The following is a 19,021-nucleotide window of genomic DNA, read 5'->3' on the forward strand; positions in this document are numbered from 1 at the left end:
GTTGAATCAAGTAGTGCATGGGCGGCTAAACGGCCCAATGCTTTTATTGATTGAACGTTCAATAAAAAAATGACACCATTTCAGGAAAACATGCCCCTTAAAGCTTTTCAAGGCAGGGCATCAACGCAGCGGAGGTGACTGTGCCAAAGGTAGGAATGGAGCCGATACGGCGTCAGCAGCTCATCGAGGCCACCATGACGGCCATCGATGAAGTCGGCCTACACGATGCCACCGTGATTCGTATCGCTCGGCGCGCTGGCGTTTCTGCCGGCATCATTAGCCACTATTTCGGCGGCAAGGATGGTCTTTTAGAAGCGACCATGCGCCAGATACTGCGCGACCTGAACGATGCCATCGCTGCCCGGCGCCGTGCACTAGCTAACGATTCGCCCAAGGCTCGTCTGCAGGCCATCATCGATGGCAACTTCGACCGCAGCCAGGTGACCGGGCCCGCCGCCAAGACGTGGCTGGCATTTTGGGCCAGCAGCATGCACAAACCCGCGCTGGCGCGACTGCAGTACATCAACGACCGTCGCCTTTACTCCAATTTGCGCCACCACTTTCGCCGCGCCATGCCCGCGCCGGAGGCCGAACAGGCTGCCCGGGGCATGGCAGCGATGATCGATGGGCTCTGGCTGCGCGGCGCCCTCACCCGTGAAGGGCTGGATGCGACCGAAGCGCGTCAAGTCGCCAATGCGCACCTAGATCAGCTCTTCGCCCAAATAGAGGAAGCATTTTTATGACGACCAACGCACCCCTACCGCTCTACATTCACGGCCGCCACCAGGCTGCGACCTCTAGCGAGACCTTTAGTGTGACCAATCCTTTCGACGGCAGCACGTTGGCCGAGGTCGGCGTTGCCAGCGCTGCCGACGTCGATGCGGCGGTCAAAAGCGCCCAGAAAGGTCAAAAGGTGTGGGCGGCGATGACCGGAATGGAGCGCGCGCGCATCTTGCAGCGTAGCGTGGCGCTGCTGCGCGAGCGTAACGACGAGCTGGCTGAGCTTGAAACACGCAATACGGGTAAACCGCTAAGCGAAACGGCTAGCGTCGATATCGTCACAGGCGCCGACGCGCTGGAGTATTACGCCGGACTTGCTCCCGCCATCGAAGGCACTCAGGTTCCGCTTCGCGAGAGCGCTTTCGTCTATACCCGGCGCGAACCCTTGGGAGTAATCGGTGCCATTGGTGCCTGGAACTATCCGATCCAGATCGCCTGCTGGAAAGCCGCGCCTGCCTTGGCAGCAGGCAACGCCGTGGTATTCAAGCCCAGTGAAGTCACCCCGCTCACGGCACTCAAGCTGGCTGAAATCTTTACCGAGGCGGGCCTGCCGGATGGTGTTTTCAACGTCATCCAGGGCGCGGGGAACGTGGGTGCGCGCTTGAGCGAGCATCCCGATATCGCCAAGGTCTCTTTCACCGGCGAAGTCGGCACCGGCAAGAAGGTGATGGCAGCGGCCGCGAGCTCGTCGCTCAAGGAGGTCACCATGGAGCTTGGCGGTAAATCGCCGCTGATCGTCTTCGACGATGCCGATCTCGACCGCGCCGCCGATGCCGCCATGATGGCCAACTTCTACTCCAGCGGCCAAGTCTGCACCAACGGCACCCGGGTGTTCGTCGCTAAGAGCGTCAAGACCGCCTTCGAAGCGAAGATCGTCGAGCGCGTCGAGCGCATTCGCGCGGGCGACCCGCTCGACGCGGCCACCAACTTTGGTCCCTTGGTGAGCTTCACCCATCAACACAAGGTGCTCTCCTATATCGCGCTAGGCAAAGAAGAAGGCGCGCGCGTTTTGATCGGCGGCGAGCCTTGGGATACAGGTGACTACGCCAAGGGCGCCTGGGCCGCGCCTACGGTCTTCACTGACTGCGATGATGAGATGCGCATCGTCAAAGAGGAGATTTTTGGCCCCGTAATGTCGATTCTCGCTTTCGACAGCGAAGACGAGGTCATCCAACGCGCCAACGCCACCCACTACGGCTTGGCCGCAGGGCTATTCAGCGAGAGTCTGAACCGGGCGCACCGCGTCATTCATCGCCTAGAGGCCGGTATTTGCTGGGTCAATACCTGGGGCGAATCCCCCTCCGAAATGCCAGTAGGCGGCTACAAGCAGTCGGGGATCGGGCGTGAAAACGGCATCGAGACGCTTAACCACTACACCCAAACCAAATCGATCCAGATCGAGATGGGCGCGTTTGAATCGGTCTTTTAAGGTAGGCGGTATATGACGGCAACGCGTGAATTCGATTACATCATCGTCGGCGCAGGCTCGGCGGGTAACGTGCTGGCCGCGCGCCTCACCGAGGACGCCGATGTCAGCGTTCTATTACTCGAAGCGGGTGGGCCGGACCACCGGCTCGATTTTCGCACCCAGATGCCAGCGGCTCTGGCCTACCCGCTACAGGGCAAGCGCTACAACTGGGCGTTCGAAACCGACCCCGAACCGCACATGAACGGCCGCCGCATGGAGTGTGGTCGCGGTAAGGGACTAGGGGGCTCCTCGCTGATCAACGGTATGTGCTACATCCGCGGCAATGCCCTGGACTACGACAACTGGGCTGAACAGCCCGGCCTCGAAGGCTGGGACTATCTGAGCTGCCTACCCTATTTCAAGAAGGCCGAGCGGCGCGACATCGGCGCCAACGCCTACCACGGCGGCGACGGCCCGGTCAGCGTGACCACCCCCAAAGCGGGCAACAACCCGCTTTATCGCGCTTTCATCGATGCTGGGGTGGAGGCAGGCTACGCCGAAACCGACGACGTCAACGGCTATCGCCAGGAAGGCTTTGGCCCTATGGATCGCTTCGTCACGCCCGAGGGGCGTCGCTCCTCGTCGGCGCGCGGCTACCTGGACAGCGCCAAAGCGCGTGCCAACTTGACCATCGAGACCCACGCGCTCACCGATGTCATCGAGTTCGAGGGCAAGCGCGCGGCAGGCATACGCTATCGGCGTAAAGGCCAAGTGCTGCGCGTGCGAGCGCGTCGCGAGGTGCTGCTCTGCGCGGGTGCTATTGCCTCACCGCAGATTTTGCAGCGCTCGGGCGTGGGCAGCGCCAAGCTTCTCGCATCGCTCGGCATTCCCCTGGTGCACGACCTGCCGGGCGTAGGGGAAAACCTCCAGGATCACCTGGAGATGTACATTCAGTACCGCTGCAAGGAGCCAATTTCGCTCTACCCGGCGCTCAAGTGGTACAACCAGCCGTGGATCGGTGCTCAATGGCTGTTCCGGGGTAAAGGCGTAGGCGCCAGCAACCAGTTCGAATCCTGCGCCTTCATCCGCTCGCGCGACGACGAAGCCTGGCCGAACCTGCAGTACCACTTTCTACCCATCGCCATCAGCTATAACGGTAAGAGCGCGGTGCAGGCCCACGGTTTTCAGGCCCACGTAGGCTCGATGCGCTCGGAAAGCCGAGGCCGCATTCGGCTGACCTCGCGTGATCCCGAGGCGGCGCCAAGCATCTTGTTCAACTACATGGCCTGCGAAAAGGATTGGCAGGAGTTTCGCGACGCCATTCGCATCACTCGCGAGATCATTGCGCAACCCGCCTTCGATCGCTATCGCGGCGAGGAGATTTCCCCCGGCAACGCGGTACAAAGCGACGCGGAACTCGATGCCTTCGTCAAAGAGCACGCCGAAACGGCCTACCATCCTTGCGGTAGCTGCCGCATGGGGAGTGACGCCATGGCGGTGACCGATGGCGAAGGCCGCGTGCACGGCGTTGAGGGGTTACGCGTCATCGATGCCTCGCTGTTTCCGCTGATTCCGACCGGCAATCTCAACGCGCCCACGCTCATGTTGGCCGAAAAGATCGCCGACCGGGTACGCAACCGCCCGTCTCTGCCGCGCGCTGAAGTGGACTACTACGTCGCCGGTGAAGCGCCTGCGCGCGCACGCTAGCGGCGCGCTTGGAAACTCGTGAAGGTCGTTTTCTTTTACTCCCTCTCTTAATTGCTCCATTACGACAATCCTTCACGCCATGGCGACACCGCCATGGCGTTTTTTTGGCTACGCTTTGATGGATAGGCAAGTCGGCACCTTAGGCCTTAGACGTTCGCCGCACCACCCATTCGAACACTTGTTTGAAACGACGACTTCCACTATAACTGGTCAATAATCAGCACCAACTAATAACCAGCCTTAATAACGACTCATAACGCGCGCCCGGGAAGTGCCCGGTTCATACCACATGGAGAGGTACTATGCTCACCCTATTACTCATCGTGCTGGCCATCGTCGGGCTTCTCGCGGTCATGCGCCGCGAAGCGGGCGCGGTGCCTGCCATCGCCGTACTTGGCGTACTTGGCCTTGTCGGCGTGCTGTTTGAAGCCTACGTCATCGGTGTCATTTTGCTGATTCTGGCAGCGGGCGTCGCCGTTACCGGACTACCGGCGCTACGCCGCTCATGGCTCACCCCGCGCCTCTTCACCACCTTCAAGAAGATCGCGCCCAAGGTATCGGCCACCGAGCGTACCGCCCTTGAAGCGGGTAGCGTTGCCTGGGACGGCGAGCTCTTCTCAGGGCGCCCCAACTGGCAGGCGCTCAATCGCTACACCGACGACGGTTTGAGCGAAGAGGAGCAGGCCTTTCTGGACAACCAGTGCGCCGTAGCCGCTGGTATGTGCAACGCCTGGGACATCACTCAGGTACGCGCCGATCTTCCTCAAGCGCTGTGGGACTATATCAAGCAGGAGCGCTTCTTCGGCATGATCATCCCGAAGGAGTATGGCGGTCTTGGTTTCTCCGCCAAGGCGCAGTCGATGGTGCTGCAAAAGCTCTCGGCCAACGAGACACTGATGGTCACCGTGGGCGTACCCAACTCCCTCGGCCCAGGCGAGCTACTGCTCAAGTACGGCACCCAAGAGCAAAAGGATCACTACCTGCCGCGCCTGGCCGACGGACGTGAAATTCCCTGCTTTGGCCTTACTGGCCCGCGCGCGGGCTCCGATGCAACCTCGCTGCCTGACATCGGTACGGTATGCAAAGAGGTCATCGATGGCGAAGAAGTGCTGGGCCTGCGCCTGACCTTCGAGAAACGCTGGATCACTCTGGCGCCCATCGCCACCGTTGTTGGCCTCGCCTTCCGTCTCTTCGACCCCGATAAACTGCTGGGCGAGGAAGAGGATCGCGGTATCACCCTGGCGCTGATTCCCCGCGATACCCAGGGCATGGAGATTGGCCGGCGCCACCACCCCATCGGTAGCCCGTTCATGAACGGCCCGATCAAGGGTAAGGACGTTTTCGTCCCGCTGGATACCATCATCGGCGGTGAGAAGATGATCGGCCAAGGCTGGCGCATGCTAGTCGAGTGTCTCTCGATTGGCCGCTGTATCACCCTGCCCTCCGGTGCCACCGGCACCGCGCGCTATGCGCTTGGCTGGAGCGGCGGCTTTACTCGTGTACGCCGCCAGTTCAATGTCCCGGTCGCCGAGATGGAGGGCGTTCAGGAGCCGCTGGCGCGCATGGCGGCCATGGCCTACATCGCCCAAGCCACGGTTTACCAGACCGCCAACCTGATCGACCACGGTGAAAAACCGGCAGTGCCGTCGGCCATCCTCAAAAGCCAGCTGACCGAATTCCAACGCACCCTGCTGGGCGACGCCATGGACGTTCACGGCGGCAAGGCGGTGACGCTGGGGCCACGTAACTACTTGGGCATCGGCTACAGCGCCAACCCGGTGGCGATCACCGTCGAAGGCGCCAACATCATGACCCGCAACCTGATGATCTTCGGTCAGGGGGCGATCCGCTGTCACCGCTTCGTGCTCGACGAGCTCGCGGCCAAGGATGCCAACGACATCAATGCCTTCGACAAGGCCTTCTTTGGCCATACCGGCATGATCTTCGGCAACGCCGCACGCGCCTTTACCATGGGCTTGGGCATCGGCAAGCCGAGTGTGCCCTTCGAGGGCCCGGCGCTGGCCTACGCACAGGACATTTCCCGCCTCTCCGCTGGTTTTGGCCTCTGCGCCGACGCCGCCATGGCGAGCCTGGGGGCAGCACTCAAGAAGCGCGAGATGCTTTCGGCGCGACTGGGTGACGTGCTCTCCAACCTTTATATGACGTCCATGGTGCTCAAACAGTGGCAGCACGGTAGCAAGGTCGAGGGCGAAGAAGCACTGCTTCACTACAGCTGCCGTTTCCTCCTGCACCGCGCCGAGCAAGCGTTGGTCGAAACCTTCGATAACCTGCCCAATCGCGCCGTCGGCAAGGTACTCAACGCCATCGTGATGCCAACGGGGCGTCGCTGGGACAAGCCCCACGACGATCTCGCGCGCGACATCGCCAAGCGTGTCTCGACGCATTCGCCGCTGCGCACCAAGCTGCTTGCCAACACCTGGGACAGCGACGATGGCGACTTCCCCAACCCGCTGGCGCAGTACAACGCCCTGCTGGTCGATTACGAGCGTGCCGAGGCGATCTACCGCACGGTCAACAAGGCCTACGCCAAGGGCGAGCTGCCGCAAACCGCGCTGCATCCCGAAGCGCGGGTGGAAGCGGGCCTAGAGGCTGGCATCGTCAGCGACGAAGACGCCGTCTTCATGCGTGAGTTCGAAACCAAGGTACTGGAGATGCTCACCGTTGACGATTTCGCCTACGACGCTTTCGTGCGCGATCGCGATACGCTGATCGATCACAATGCGGCCAAGAGCCCAGCGGAAAACATCGAAAGCGCTCCCACCCCAAACACCACGCCGCCAGCAGCGCCGAGCGCGGTCGATAAGACTCCCGAACCGGAAACACCGGAAACACCGCGGACACGCTAGCTTAGGCGCGCTACTCAAACGCCTAGCGATATCACTTACGTTCTGCTAACCGGCTCTCTCAAGGAGCCGGTTTTTTTGGCTCACAAATGTTCGAATGTAAACTTGAAAGCGCGATTTCGATCACTTATTCTTTCGATAACGAAAATACGCAACTCGCCACGAGGACACCATGACCCTGCGCGAACGCCACCTTGAACAATTATCCCGCTCGACCCATGACGTTTTGATTATTGGCGGCGGCATCAATGGCGCTGCCAGCGCTGCGGCACTGGCGGGTAAAGGCGTAAGCGTCGCGCTGATCGATCGTGGCGATTTCGCCGGGGGCACTAGCATGCACTCTTCCAATCTAGTGTGGGGTGGCATCAAGTACATGGAGAGCAATGACTTCAAGCTGGTGCGCAAGCTGTGTAAGAGCCGCAACCATTTGATGAAGAGCTACCCCTCCACGGTGAAAGAGATTCGCTTTTTCACCTCGATCGCCAAAGGGTTTCGCCACTCGCCCTACTATCTCTGGGCGGGTACTTGGCTCTACTGGCTAATGGGTAACGGCTTCACTCGCACGCCGCGCTTGCTCTCACCCAAGGCGATCAAAAGCGAAGAACCGATCGTCGATACCCAGCAGGTCGTGGGCGGGTTCGAATATTCCGACGCCTACCTCTTCGATAACGACGCGCGCTTCGTTTTCAACTTCATTCGCCGCGCCTTGGATGCGGGTGCCACGGCGGCCAACTACGTCGAATCCACCGGTGCTAAGCGCGATGATGACGGCAACTGGGTAGTGCAGGCGCGCAACGTGATGAGCGGCGAGACCTTCGAGATTCGAGCCAAAACCCTGATCAATGCCGCAGGCCCTTGGGTCGATGCGCTCAACGCCGCCAACGGCCAAAAGACTTCGCACCACCACCTCTACTCCAAGGGCATTCACCTGATTGTCCCGCAGATCACCCAATCCAAGCGGGTGCTGGCGTTCTTTGCCGACGACGGACGGCTGTTCTTCGTCATTCCCATGGGTAATCGCACCTGCATCGGCACCACGGATACCCCCATGGAGTCGCCGGAGGTCACGGTGACCAAAGAGGACGTACGCTTCGTGCTGGACAACATCAATGCGCGTCTCGATCTCGCCAAGCCGCTCACCGAAGAGGACATCATCTCGAGCCGCTGCGGCGTGCGCCCCTTGGCGATCAAGTCGCAGCAGGGTAGCGAGCGTGACTTTCTGCAGCTATCGCGCAAGCACGTCATCGACACCGAGCGCGAAAGCGCCCATCTGAGCATTTTCGGCGGCAAGTTGACCGACTGCCTGAACGTGGGTGATGAAGTAACCGATGAGATCGCCAAGCTCGGCATCAAGGTGCCCAATCCAGATGTACGCTGGTACGGCGAGCCGAGCGATGCCGAGAAGGCGCGCTTTCTCGACCGCGCCCGGGCAATCAAACTCGATGAGCAAACGCCTGCGGGCTCGTCAGAGGCGCTCTCTTCACGCCTATGGCGGCGCTACGGCGAGCGCGCCTTCGATCTGCTGACGCTGATCGAGCAAGATGCGCGCAATGCCGAAATCATCATCGAAGGCACCGAGTACATCCGGGCCGAAATCCTCCACGCCCGCGAGCACGAGATGGTCACCGAACTCGACGATTTCCTGCGCCGCCGTTCCAAAGTCGCCATGGTCGTTTCCAAGCAAACCCTGGCGCACTCGCGTGGCCTTGAAGAGACATGCGAGCTGCTATTTGGCGATGACGCCAAAGAGCGCCTGGACCACTACTTCGCTCACGCCGAAGACGCCTGAAAAAAACGCCCCGCCTACTCACGTAGGTGGGGCGATATAGGGTACGCGTGTGCGGTCTCAGTAAAAGCGCTCTGCCCGGCAACTCGCTTCTGCTTCACTCTTCCTCCTCTCTGGCGGCGACGGGCTCGGCGAGTACGTCGTCCCAGGCTTCCTCTAAGGTGTAGCCCTGGCGCGTATCGAGAGCGTCGATCACCTCGACCGCGTGCTGTAGAGATTCGCGCTGACTTTTGAGAGCCACCACCAGCTTGGCCAGGTCCTGCTTGCTGAACGTGCTGGCGATGTGATCGGCTTGCTGACTCAGTTCGATGCAGTTCATGGTCGCTTCCTCGTGCTAGGAAAGGTCTCGCTTACCGCTTGTCGGATGACACCTTGATGCATGCACCTTGACTATGGTGCAGGTGCGAAGAAGCGACAATGCACACTTGGCCGCAGCGCTGGTTGTAGCTCGACTACACCCGCCCCTAGCAGCGCCTTGCGCTGTCATGAACTTTCAAGCAAGAACCCCACTCCAGCGCCTTGGGTATTAACTCAGGCAATGTGCAGTGCTACGCCATGATGCGCCAAGAGCTGCTGGATCGCGTCGGGCGGCTCGCGGTCGGTAAAGAGCCCATCCAGCTGTGCCAGATTGCCCTGGCGCACCACCGGATTGCGGTGGAACTTGGAGGCATCTGCCGCCAGATAGACGCGCCGCGAGTTGGCGATGATCGCCTGAGCCACGCGCACCTCCTGGTAGTCGAACTCGAGCAGCGAACCATCCTCATCGATGCCGCTAATACCGATGATGCCAAAATCGACCTTGAACTGGTTGATGAAGTCGATGGTCGCTTCACCAATGATACCGCCATCCCGCGCGCGCACCTGGCCGCCGGCGATGATGACGTTGAAGTCCTCCTTGTGCTGGACGATCGCCGCTACGTTGAGGTTGTTGGTGATGATTTCGAGGCCTTTATGTTCGAGCAGCGCCTGGGCTACCATCTCGTTGCTAGTTCCGATATTGATGAACAGCGAAGCGTGATCGGGAATCTGGCGAGCAAGACAGCGCGCAATGCGCTCCTTGGCATCAAGGTTCAGCGTCTTACGCGTGCTATAGGCCGTATTGACCGTACTCGATTCGAGCCCCGCACCGCCGTGAACACGGCGCACACGGCCTTCGTCGGCCAGCGTATTGAGATCGCGGCGAATGGTCTGCGGAGTGACGGCGAAGTGATCGGTCAGCTGTTCGATGCTCATGTAGCCCTGCTGGCGCACCAGCTCGACGATGGCATCCTGGCGAAGTTGTTGATTCATGAGCCCGGTCTTGACGAAGGTAGGTGAGCGCGGGGCGTCATAGTAAAGACCCCGCGCCTGCAAGAATACCCCTTGAAGCATAACAGGTTAACGCGACTTTCGGTGAGCGCCAGAGGGCCAACCACCCGCCTGGCGTGTCCATCAAAGCGGCCAGACCAGCAAGATGACCGGAATCGCCACCGCCATCACGACCAGCGAAAGCGGCAGCCCCAGTTTCCAGTAGTCACCGAAGCGGTATCCGCCTGGCCCCAGCACCAGAGTATTGGACTGGTGCCCAATCGGGGTGAGAAACGCACAGGATGCGCTAATCGCGACCACCATCAAAAACGGATCCAGCGAGACGCCAAAGCCGCTGGAAAGGCTTCCGGCAATCGGCGCCATTAACAGCGCGGCAGCGGCATTGTTGACCACGTTGGAGAGCAGCATGGTGAGCACGAAAAGCCCAATCAATGTCACCACCACAGGCCATTCACTGCCATAGGCCAAGAGCGCTCCGGCGATGAGCTCGGCGCCGCCGCTGGTTTCCAGCGCCTGGCCCACGGGTATCATCGCAGCCAAGAGTACGATGACCGGGCCGTCGAGGGCCTGATACCCCTCACGTAGCGGCAGCACGCCGATCAACAGCGACACCAGCGCCGCCGTCGATAGCGCCACCGAGGCGGGCAGCCAGTTCATCAGCATGGCGACGATGGCGGCGGCAAAGATCGCCACCGACAGCGCCAGCTTGCGCGGCTGACCTAGCTGAAGCTCGCGCTTGGCGAGCGGCAAGCAGCCAAGCGAGGCGAGGTTATCGGCAATTTCGCTCTCGTTGCCCTGTAGCAGCAAAACGTCGCCCACCTTGAAGCGAATATCGCGCAGGCGCTGCTTGAGCCGCGCCCCATCGCGGGCCACCGCTACCAAATGCAGGCCGTACTGATGGTGCAGCCGCAGCTGTTTGACGCTGCGATTGAGCATGCGCGAGTCGTTGCGAATCACCGCCTCGACGAGCTGCAGCCCTTCGGTATCCTTATAGGAGCTGCGCGATGTCTCGCTATCGCCGTCCGCCTTTTCGCGCTCGTTCTCCTCACTCTCCTCGCGCGGCACTACCACGCTAAGATCGACCTTGCTTTCGAGCAGTTTGAGCTCCTCCGGCCCCGCTTCGAGCAGCAGAATATCGCCTTCGTGCAAGGTGCCATGAAAGGCATAGCCGGGGCGGCGCTTGTCGTCACGCACCACCGCCAGCACCGGAATGGTCTCCTCGAGCTCGTCGGCGAGCTGCTGCAGCGTCATGCCCGCCGCCTTGGAGGACTCACTGACTTCGAGTTCGACGAGATAGTTGGCGGTATCGAACATCTCCTCGGTCGAGGCCTGCCCGCTGCGTTTAGGGGTTAGGCGCCAGCCCATCAGCACGATGAAGGCAAGCCCCGCCGCCGCCACGGCAACGCCCACTGGGGCGAAGCTAAACATGCTGAAGTTATCGCCCGCGACGCTGCCGCGGTAGCTCGAAATGATGATATTGGGCGGCGTGCCGATCAGTGTCATCAAACCGCCCAGCAGCGATCCAAACGCCAACGGCATTAGCAGCAGCGACGGAGAGGTGTTGTGTTCGCGCGCCATGCGCATGGCCACGGGGAGCAGCAGCGCCAGGGCGCCAACGTTGTTCATGATTCCCGATAGCACCACCACCGTGCCTACCAGCACCAGTAGCTGTAGCGTCAAACGCTTACCTACCTTGAGCACCTGATTGGCGATGAGTTCGACCACCCCGGCGCGCTCGAAGCCTCGACTAAGCACCAGCACCGCCGCCACGGTGATCACGGCCGGATGGCCAAACCCGGCAAAGGCGTTATCGGCGGGCACCAGGCCCAGCATGACCGAGCCCAAAAGGGCCGCTAGCGCCACCAAATCGTAGCGAAAGCGGCCCCAAATAAACGCCAGAAGCGTCAAGCCCAACACGACAAACACCAGCGTACTCGGCGTTATGTCCACGTCATCGATCTCCATGGCCTGCCGCCGCTAGGGCGGCCAGGTCGTCCTTGAGTAAAGTGGTGAGTCAGGTAGCGTAGGGCTTCGGCGCTTTCGTTCAGGGGATCAAAATGGTCGAGCCCGTCGTCTTGCGGCTTTGCACCGCGTCTTGCGCCTTGCCTGCCTCGGCGAGCGGATAGCGCTGACCAATATCGACCTTGATGCTGCCCTTCTCGATCATGGAGAAGAAATCGTTGCTCATTAGCTCCAGGCGCTCACGCGCATCGGCGTAGCCATTTAGGCTCGGACGCGTCACGAAGAGTGATCCTTTTTGATTGAGAATCCCCAGGTTCACCCCATCCACCGGACCCGAGGCGTTGCCGAAGCTAACCATCAGGGCGCGAGGCTTCAAGCAGTCGAGCGAGGTTTCCCACGTATCTTTACCGACCGAGTCGTAAACCACGTCGCACATGGCGCCTTTGGTCAGCTCGCGCACGCGCTCGACAACGTTCTCTTCGCTGTAGTTGATCGTCGCCCAGGCGCCGTTGGCCTTGGCAATGTCGGCCTTCTCCGCGGTGCTCACGGTACCAATTAGCTTCACGCCCAGCGCCTTGGCCCACTGGCACGCGATGGATCCAACGCCCCCGGCGGCGGCGTGAAACAGGATCGTCTCGCCGCCTCTTAGGGCAAAGGTCTGGCGCAGCAAATACTGCACGGTCAACCCCTTGAGCATACTGGCCGCCGCCGTTTCGAAATCGATGCCGTCGGGTAGCACGACGACCTTATCGGCTGGTAGCACGTGGTGCTCGGCGTACGCGCCTAGCGGCCCTTGGGCATAGGCGACGCGATCGCCCTCTTTGAGATGGCTGACCCCAGCGCCCACGGCCTCGACCACACCCGCGCCTTCGGTACCGAGCCCGGCCGGAAGCGACGGCGCGGGGTACAAGCCAGTGCGGAAATAGATATCAATGAAATTGAGGCCAATGGCCTTGTTACGAATACGCACCTCGCCCTCGCCGGGGGCTTGGGGGGTCACATCGACCAGCTCCAGAACGCTGGAATCGCCGGTCTTGGCAAACTGAATTCGCTGACTCATGCCGTCTCCTTGTAGGGTGCTCCATCGGGTGCGCACGTGTTAGTACGCCCACATATCCGTGCGCTCATGCGTAGCGCCGTATCGCCATCCAACGCTTTCATCCCGCATAAATCAAGCACAGACCGCACCTTATCGCCATTTTCGTCTGCCCAGCGACATCCAGACGTCATCTTGATCGGCTAGCCTAGGTGAAACGGTTATGATGGCCCCCAGGCCCTAATGGAGACGTTGCCCATGCCTACTCATCCCGCTATTGCCCTACCCCGGCTGATTGCTCACCGCGGTTTCAGCGCCGCCGCTCCGGAAAACACGCTGACGGCCGTCACCGCCGCCAAGGAGGCCGGTGTCGATTGGGTGGAGCTAGACGTCCAGCTTCTTGGCGACGGCACTCCGGTCATTTGGCACGACGCCGACGTTGCTCGCTGCTCCGATGGGCACGGCCTTTTGAGCGGGCTGAACTGGGAAAAAGCACAAGGGCTCGATGTCGGCCGCTGGTTTGGCGATGCCTTTTCTGGCGAGCGCATGGCCTCGCTCGATGACATGCTGGCTCTACTCGATCGTCTCGATATGGGCGTCAATATGGAGATCAAGGTCAACAAAGGCCGCGACCCTATCGCCTTGGTAGATGCCGTGATGCCTGCTCTGCTCGATGGGCTAGCACCCGAGCGCTTGATCGTCTCGTCGTTCGATACCGCAGCACTTCGCCGCTGTCGCGAATTTGCCCCCGCCGAGCGTTTGGCGCTGGGTGCGCTGTATGGTGCCGTACCCGCTACCTGGCGCAGCGACTGCGAAGCGCTCGACGTTTTCAGCGTGCACCCCCACTGGCCGCGCTTAAAACGTACTCAGGCCGATGCCATACGGCGCGATGGCTATGCTTTACTTTGCTATACCGCCAACGACCCCAGCGCCTTTCACTCCCGCTGGGCCTGGGGCATCGACAGCGCCATCACCGATGAGGTTGCCGTGTTCGCGCGTTATCTGGACAATCAGCCAACCTTATCTCCGCAGAGCTTTTCTCAGCAGACCTTTTCTCAGCCTACTCGGTCAGCAACCACCCTGTCAGCAACCAAGGAAGACGATGTCGAATTACCTGGGAGCGCACGTTAGCGCCGCCGGAGGCCCGGACAAAGCCGTAGAGCGCGCCGTAGAGATCGGTGCCGATGCCTTTGCGCTGTTCACCAAGAACCAGCGTCAGTGGAAAGCCAAGCCGCTTACCGACGAGACCATCGAAGCTTTCAAAAACGCGTGTAAAACGCATGGCTTCGGTCCCGAGCAGATGCTGCCCCACGATAGCTACCTGATCAACCTTGGCCATCCCGAGGCCGAGGGGCTAGCTAAATCACGTGCGGCCTTTCTCGATGAGATGCAGCGCTGCGAACAGCTGGGCCTTACCCTGCTCAATTTCCATCCCGGCAGCCACTTGAACAAGATCAGCGAGCAAGACTGCCTTGCGCGCATAGGTGAGTCGATCAACGAAGCGCTCGCCCAGACCAAAGGCGTGACCGCGGTGATCGAAAACACCGCCGGGCAAGGCACCAACCTCGGGTGGCGCTTCGAGCATCTAGCCGAAATCATCGCCCACGTCGATGACAAAACCCGCGTTGGTGTGTGCATCGATACCTGCCACGCCTTCGCGGCGGGGTACGATCTACGCACCCGCGATGCAACCCGCGCTACTCTGGACGAGTTCGGCCGCGTGGTCGGCTTCGACTACCTGCGTGGCATGCACCTAAACGATGCCAAAAGCGCCTTTGCCAGCCGCGTCGATCGCCATCATAGTCTCGGCCAGGGCAACATCGGCTTGGATGCCTTTACCACGCTGATGCAGGACAGCCGCATTAACGGTATTCCGATGATTCTGGAGACCGTCGAACCGGCGATCTGGGCCGACGAGATCGCCTGGCTGCGTGCTCAAGCGCTAGATGCCGCGCCCGGCAAATAGTGAATCACATCGTGAAAGCGCAAGCGCGTCTTGCCGGGGTTGCGCATGGCGTGGGGGCGGTCGGCAAAAAAACGGATGCCCTCACCCGCTGCCAGCGTCGTCCAGTGCTCATCGAGGCGCAGCGCCAATTCGCCCTCCACCACCACGATATGCTCAACGACACCGCTGGCATGCGGGGCGGACTCACTGATCGCCCCAGGTGCCAGCTCGACCAGTAGCATTTCAAACCCCAGTAGCGGGTCGAAGGGAAACAGCAATCGCGCCTGCATACCCGCGCTATCCTCCCCCCACGCCTCGCCCCACGTTGGCGCAGCGCCCTCAGACTGACGCCCTAGCGATGCCTGGCGTGAGGCGTGGCATGAGCTATCGAAGAGCGTCGAGAACGCAACGCGAAAGCCGCTGGCGAGCTTCCACAGCGTAGCAATAGTTGGGCTCGACTCGCCGCGCTCGATCTGCCCGAGCATGGCCTTGCTCACCCCGGTCGCCTCGGCGGTGCGCGTCAAACTCCAGCCCCGTTCACGCCGTAACCCTTTGAGTGTCGCGGCCATATGCGCCGCAATGGCATCGTCCGTCCGTGTCATTCAGGCCTCTTATTTCACTTTGTGCCGTTTTCTCACAACCGCATTTTAGGCGCTTGTGCTAAACCCCGCCTAGCTGCGTTTGCCGCCCCTTGGCCCTTGGCCTAGTCTGGGGGCAAGAACCGTTTTAGCGAAGGACGCCAACGCAACCAAGGAGAGCAAAAGGATGAGCGACACCGACCTGGGCACGCTGGACGCACGAACGCTAACCCAACTGTACGCGCAACGCGCGGCTTCACCGTTGGAGGCCACTCGGGCAGCCCTTGATCGCATCGAGCGCTTCAACGAGGCGGTCAATGCCTATGTATACGTCGACCGTGAAGGCGCTGAAAAAGCGGCCAAGGCCTCCGCGCGGCGCTGGGGCCAGGGCAAACCGCGCAGCCCCATCGATGGCGTTCCGGTATCGATGAAGGATCTTACTCAAGTCGCGGACATGCCCTGCCGCGATGGCTCGCTCACCTCGAGTACGGCCCTATGCGACACCGACGCCCCGCCTGCACGCATGCTACGCGAAGCGGGTGCGGTGCTGCTGGGTAAGACCAATACCCCCGAATTTGGTTGGAAGGCAGTCACCGATAATCGCCTCTTTGGCGCCACGGCCAACCCTTGGGATACACGCTTGACCCCGGGTGGCTCGTCCGGCGGTGCTGCAGTAGCGGCTGCGCTCAACATGGGGGTATTGCATCAGGGCGGCGACTCCGGCGGCTCCATTCGCATTCCTGCCGCCTTCACTGGCGTGTTCGGCTTCAAGCCTACCTACGGCTGGACACCCCAATGGCCGCCCGCCACCGAACCTTCACTGTCGCATCTCGGGCCGCTGACGCGCACCGTGGACGATGCCGTGAGTATGCTCAACGTCATCGGCCGCTACGATTATCGTGACCCCTATGCCACGCGCGGCCAGCCCGACTGCTGGGCCGAAGATCTAGGCAAGGAGTTGACCGGCCTGCGTATCGGCTTCTCCAAGGATTTGGGCTATGCCGAGGTTGACGAAGATATCGCAGACTGCGTACACAAGGCCGCCGAGCAGATGGCAGCGCTGGGCGCTGAAGTGGTGGAGGTCGATCCAGGGTTCGATTCACCGCTGGATGCCTTTCGCAAGCTCTGGTTCACCGCGTCGCTCGAACAGGTCTCACAGATGAGCGATCACCAGCGCGAACGTCTCGACCCTGGGCTGGTTTCCAACGCCCGGCGTGCCGAGGAGTGGCGCTCGCTGGATCTCTTTCGCGCCTGGATGACCCGCGCGCATCTCACACAGTGCTTGGAGATCTTCAATCAGGAGTACCACTTACTAATGACTCCTTCGGTTGCCGTTGCCCCCTTCGAGCTCAATCAGGAGGTACCACCGGGCAGCAAGATGCGTGACTGGGAGGAGTGGGCTTGCTTCAACTACCCCTTCAACCTGAGCCAGCAACCGGCCGCCTCGGTGCCCTGTGGCTTCACCCCGGCTGGGCTGCCGGTAGGTTTTCAGCTGGCCGGCGGCAAGTACGACGATGTGCGCGTGCTGCGCGCCTGCCACACCTACCTTCAGGCGCACCCGCCGCGTTTTCCCAGTGTCCCCGACCCGGCCCAGTTCGCTTAAGGCCTCATGACTAATGCGTGGTTAAGGAAGATTGTGACATGCCGCTTTGTGCGTTATAACGCACAAAGCAGTGTCTCTTTTCGTCTTGCCACTCGATTAGCTTGGAGTCCTCATGGCGCCCCCCACTTCCCCTCACGCCCCCTCTACCGAGACGGCGCCTTACCGCCCATCGGTCAAACGCGATTTTTCGCTTTCTACCGTCATTGCAGGCCTCGTTGCGGTCACCATCGGCTATACCAGCTCAGCCGCGATCATCTTCCAAGCAGCAGCGGCGGCGGGCGCGTCTACCCAAGAGATCAGTTCGTGGCTGTGGGCGCTAGGTATCGGCATGGGCGTGACCTCGCTGGGGCTTTCACTGCGCTATCGCATGCCGCTTTTGACGGCCTGGTCGACACCGGGCGCGGCCTTTCTCATTACCAGCTTGCCTGGCGTGCCGCTTAGCGATGCCATCGGCGCTTTTCTGTTTTCCGCGTTATTGATTACGATCTGTGGGGTGAGCGGACTTTTCGAGCGGCTGATGCGCTTCATTCCCGGCGCCATTGCCGCCGCCATGCTGGCGGGTATTCTGCTGCGCTTTGGCCTCGAGCTATTCGCGACCTTAGAGCAGCAATGGCTTTTGCCTTTGGGCATGCTCTTGGCCTGGATACTCGGGCGTCGCCTATGGCCTACGCTTGCCGTACCCGGCACCCTCTTGGCAGGGCTTGCCATCGCCACGCTTCAAGGCGCGTGGCAGATGGCCGAGATTCCGCTCACGCCGACCATGCCGGTCGTGATGTTGCCTACCTTCTCACTCTCGGCGCTGATCGGCATCGGCATACCGCTTTTTATCATCACCATGGCGACCCAGAACCTCCCGGCCATGGCCATGCTCAAGGCAGCGGGGTATCACCCCAACAGCTCGCCGTTGATCGGCTGGACAGGCGCGGTCACCTTCGTGCTCGCTCCCTTCGGCGCTTTCGCTCTCAACCTAGCCGCCATTAGCGCCGCGGTATGCATGAGCCCCGACGCCCATCCCAATCCCCAGCGGCGTTATACCGCCGGTATCGCGGCGGGTATCTTCTATATCGGTATGGGACTTTTCGGCGCGACGGTGACGGGGCTATTCAACGCCCTACCCATGGTATTGGTCACCGCTCTTGCCGGTATCGCCCTGCTCGGCACCTTGAGCGGCGGACTAGCCTCGGCCTTTCAAGAGCTCGACACCCGCGACGCCGCCATCGTCACCTTCCTGCTTACCGGCTCCAACGTCACGCTCTGGGGCATTGGCAGCGCTTTTTGGGGGCTACTCGCGGGTATCGCGACCTTTCATTTGATTCGCTTTAAATAAACCTCATAAGTCAACTACGCCAAACTAGAGGCTCTTTGACACTAAACTGCAATACGCCGTTACCTTTGTAAGAGATTGGCTATCCATTTTGTAAGCCTTTTCTTACACGGCTGTAAGCCATTGTAGACACTTGCCCTCAAGGGGTTGCCTTGTGGCGCCAAGCCGCTACCCTGAGTCGTTCTCATTGCCTATAACGACCAGGGAGCGGCACCATGACCGAGAGCACCGGCGTGCATTTCACCTTGACCCTGCCCGGCGCCGAGGAGACCGCCGTGGTGCGCTTTACCCACCGCGAAGCACTCTCGACGCCGTTCGAACTGAACGTCGAGTTTGCCAGCCGCGCCCACGATCTTTCCCCTGCCGACTGCCTGGATCGCAACGCCACCCTAACCATCTGGGAGGACGGCACGCCGCTGCGCCGGGTGCATGGCATCGTCAGCGAGTTTGCCCAGGGCGACCGGGGGCATCGCCACTCCTTTTACCACGTGGTCATTCGCCCGGCGCTGTGGCGCCTGTCGCTGCGCCACAACGCGCGTATCTTTCAGGGCATCACGCCGTTTGACGCCATCACCACGCTGGCCAACGAACGCGGCATCACCGACCTCGCCTTTGCCACCACCCGCACCCCGCCCGAGCGCGAGTTTCTGGTCCAGTACCGCGAGAGCGATCTCGACTTCCTTCATCGTCTCGCCGCCGAAGAGGGCTGCTTCTACTTCC

The 19,021-nt window shown here is 61.0% G+C and carries 15 protein-coding genes; 10 read left to right on the forward strand and 5 right to left on the reverse strand.

Translation table 11 applies throughout. The features are described from left to right. Positions 1 to 140: 140 nt before the first annotated feature. The 5 genes from betI to LLY24_RS15540 all read left to right on the forward strand — a co-directional run bounded on the left by betI (position 141) and on the right by LLY24_RS15540 (position 8,548). Positions 141 to 743 (forward strand): transcriptional regulator BetI, encoded by a 603-nt coding sequence (gene betI, locus LLY24_RS15520; RefSeq protein ID WP_259037202.1) that lies wholly within the window; start codon positions 141 to 143, stop codon positions 741 to 743. Further along, the gene (betB, locus tag LLY24_RS15525) at positions 740 to 2,209 is read left to right on the forward strand and encodes a betaine-aldehyde dehydrogenase (RefSeq protein WP_259037203.1); all 1,470 of its coding nucleotides are present in this window, start codon (positions 740 to 742) and stop codon (positions 2,207 to 2,209) included. The genes betI and betB overlap by 4 nt, the downstream gene beginning before the upstream one ends. Before the next feature lie 12 nt (positions 2,210 to 2,221). After that, positions 2,222 to 3,895 (forward strand): choline dehydrogenase, encoded by a 1,674-nt coding sequence (gene betA / locus LLY24_RS15530; protein ID WP_259037204.1) that lies wholly within the window; start codon positions 2,222 to 2,224, stop codon positions 3,893 to 3,895. A gap of 302 nt (positions 3,896 to 4,197) precedes the next feature. Next, a complete protein-coding gene (locus LLY24_RS15535) occupies positions 4,198 to 6,762 on the forward strand; it encodes an acyl-CoA dehydrogenase (RefSeq protein WP_259037205.1) in 2,565 nt (854 codons plus the stop codon). Between the two features lie 169 nt (positions 6,763 to 6,931). Beyond that, positions 6,932 to 8,548, forward strand: a complete 1,617-nt coding sequence (locus tag LLY24_RS15540) for a glycerol-3-phosphate dehydrogenase/oxidase (protein ID WP_259037206.1) — start codon at positions 6,932 to 6,934, stop codon at positions 8,546 to 8,548. 94 nt (positions 8,549 to 8,642) lie between these two features. Here the strand turns inward: LLY24_RS15540 and LLY24_RS15545 are convergent, their stop codons facing one another. From LLY24_RS15545 to LLY24_RS15560, 4 genes are all read right to left on the reverse strand, one after another. Further along, a complete protein-coding gene (locus LLY24_RS15545) occupies positions 8,643 to 8,864 on the reverse strand; it encodes a hypothetical protein (protein WP_259037207.1) in 222 nt (73 codons plus the stop codon). A 212-nt stretch (positions 8,865 to 9,076) separates the two neighbouring features. Then, entirely contained in the window at positions 9,077 to 9,835 is a 759-nt protein-coding gene (locus tag LLY24_RS15550; RefSeq protein ID WP_259037208.1) for a DeoR/GlpR family transcriptional regulator, read from the reverse strand. Positions 9,836 to 9,976: 141 nt separating this feature from the next. After that, complete coding sequence (locus LLY24_RS15555; RefSeq protein ID WP_259037209.1) at positions 9,977 to 11,818, reverse strand: SLC13 family permease; 1,842 nt, start codon at positions 11,816 to 11,818, stop codon at positions 9,977 to 9,979. 79 nt (positions 11,819 to 11,897) lie between these two features. Then, positions 11,898 to 12,875: an NADPH:quinone reductase gene (locus LLY24_RS15560; RefSeq protein WP_259037210.1), complete on the reverse strand. Its 978-nt coding sequence runs from the start codon at positions 12,873 to 12,875 to the stop codon at positions 11,898 to 11,900. A 234-nt stretch (positions 12,876 to 13,109) separates the two neighbouring features. Here LLY24_RS15560 and LLY24_RS15565 point away from each other — a divergent pair, with 234 nt between their 5' ends. Together LLY24_RS15565 and nfo are read left to right on the forward strand one after the other, a co-directional pair. Beyond that, positions 13,110 to 13,982 (forward strand): glycerophosphodiester phosphodiesterase family protein, encoded by an 873-nt coding sequence (locus LLY24_RS15565; protein WP_259037211.1) that lies wholly within the window; start codon positions 13,110 to 13,112, stop codon positions 13,980 to 13,982. Then, positions 13,954 to 14,817 carry a deoxyribonuclease IV gene (gene nfo, locus LLY24_RS15570; protein ID WP_259037212.1) on the forward strand — a complete coding sequence of 288 codons (864 nt, stop codon included), beginning with the start codon at positions 13,954 to 13,956 and terminating at the stop codon, positions 14,815 to 14,817. The genes LLY24_RS15565 and nfo overlap by 29 nt, the downstream gene beginning before the upstream one ends. On the opposite strand, the gene LLY24_RS15575 is transcribed toward nfo, so the two are convergent. Then, entirely contained in the window at positions 14,787 to 15,398 is a 612-nt protein-coding gene (locus LLY24_RS15575; protein WP_259037213.1) for a helix-turn-helix domain-containing protein, read from the reverse strand. The two genes, nfo and LLY24_RS15575, sit on opposite strands and share 31 nt — an antisense overlap. Before the next feature lie 163 nt (positions 15,399 to 15,561). Between LLY24_RS15575 and LLY24_RS15580 the strand changes: the two genes are divergently transcribed. The 3 genes from LLY24_RS15580 to vgrG all read left to right on the forward strand — a co-directional run. Beyond that, positions 15,562 to 16,977 (forward strand): amidase, encoded by a 1,416-nt coding sequence (locus tag LLY24_RS15580; protein WP_259037214.1) that lies wholly within the window; start codon positions 15,562 to 15,564, stop codon positions 16,975 to 16,977. Positions 16,978 to 17,089: 112 nt separating this feature from the next. Then, a complete protein-coding gene (locus LLY24_RS15585) occupies positions 17,090 to 18,304 on the forward strand; it encodes a benzoate/H(+) symporter BenE family transporter (protein ID WP_259037215.1) in 1,215 nt (404 codons plus the stop codon). 212 nt (positions 18,305 to 18,516) lie between these two features. After that, positions 18,517 to 19,021 (forward strand): type VI secretion system tip protein VgrG (gene vgrG / locus LLY24_RS15590; protein ID WP_259037216.1); only part of this gene is annotated, 505 nt, incomplete at its 3' end.

Origin of the sequence: Halomonas dongshanensis (assembly GCF_024790395.1) — a bacterium.
Classification (GTDB): Bacteria; Pseudomonadota; Gammaproteobacteria; order Pseudomonadales; family Halomonadaceae; genus Vreelandella; species Vreelandella dongshanensis.

Excerpts from the sequence above, each read along its gene's own strand:
- nfo (WP_259037212.1), top strand. The coding sequence starts at position 13,954 with ATGTCGAATTACCTGGGAGCGCACGTTAGCGCCGCCGGAGGCCCGGAC.
- LLY24_RS15550 (WP_259037208.1), bottom strand. The coding sequence starts at position 9,835 with ATGAATCAACAACTTCGCCAGGATGCCATCGTCGAGCTGGTGCGCCAG.
- LLY24_RS15535 (WP_259037205.1), top strand. The coding sequence starts at position 4,198 with ATGCTCACCCTATTACTCATCGTGCTGGCCATCGTCGGGCTTCTCGCG.
- LLY24_RS15540 (WP_259037206.1), top strand. The coding sequence starts at position 6,932 with ATGACCCTGCGCGAACGCCACCTTGAACAATTATCCCGCTCGACCCAT.
- LLY24_RS15585 (WP_259037215.1), top strand. The coding sequence starts at position 17,090 with ATGGCGCCCCCCACTTCCCCTCACGCCCCCTCTACCGAGACGGCGCCT.
- LLY24_RS15545 (WP_259037207.1), bottom strand. The coding sequence starts at position 8,864 with ATGAACTGCATCGAACTGAGTCAGCAAGCCGATCACATCGCCAGCACG.
- LLY24_RS15575 (WP_259037213.1), bottom strand. The coding sequence starts at position 15,398 with ATGACACGGACGGACGATGCCATTGCGGCGCATATGGCCGCGACACTC.
- LLY24_RS15555 (WP_259037209.1), bottom strand. The coding sequence starts at position 11,818 with ATGGAGATCGATGACGTGGACATAACGCCGAGTACGCTGGTGTTTGTC.
- LLY24_RS15565 (WP_259037211.1), top strand. The coding sequence starts at position 13,110 with ATGCCTACTCATCCCGCTATTGCCCTACCCCGGCTGATTGCTCACCGC.
- betB (WP_259037203.1), top strand. The coding sequence starts at position 740 with ATGACGACCAACGCACCCCTACCGCTCTACATTCACGGCCGCCACCAG.
- LLY24_RS15560 (WP_259037210.1), bottom strand. The coding sequence starts at position 12,875 with ATGAGTCAGCGAATTCAGTTTGCCAAGACCGGCGATTCCAGCGTTCTG.
- betA (WP_259037204.1), top strand. The coding sequence starts at position 2,222 with ATGACGGCAACGCGTGAATTCGATTACATCATCGTCGGCGCAGGCTCG.
- LLY24_RS15580 (WP_259037214.1), top strand. The coding sequence starts at position 15,562 with ATGAGCGACACCGACCTGGGCACGCTGGACGCACGAACGCTAACCCAA.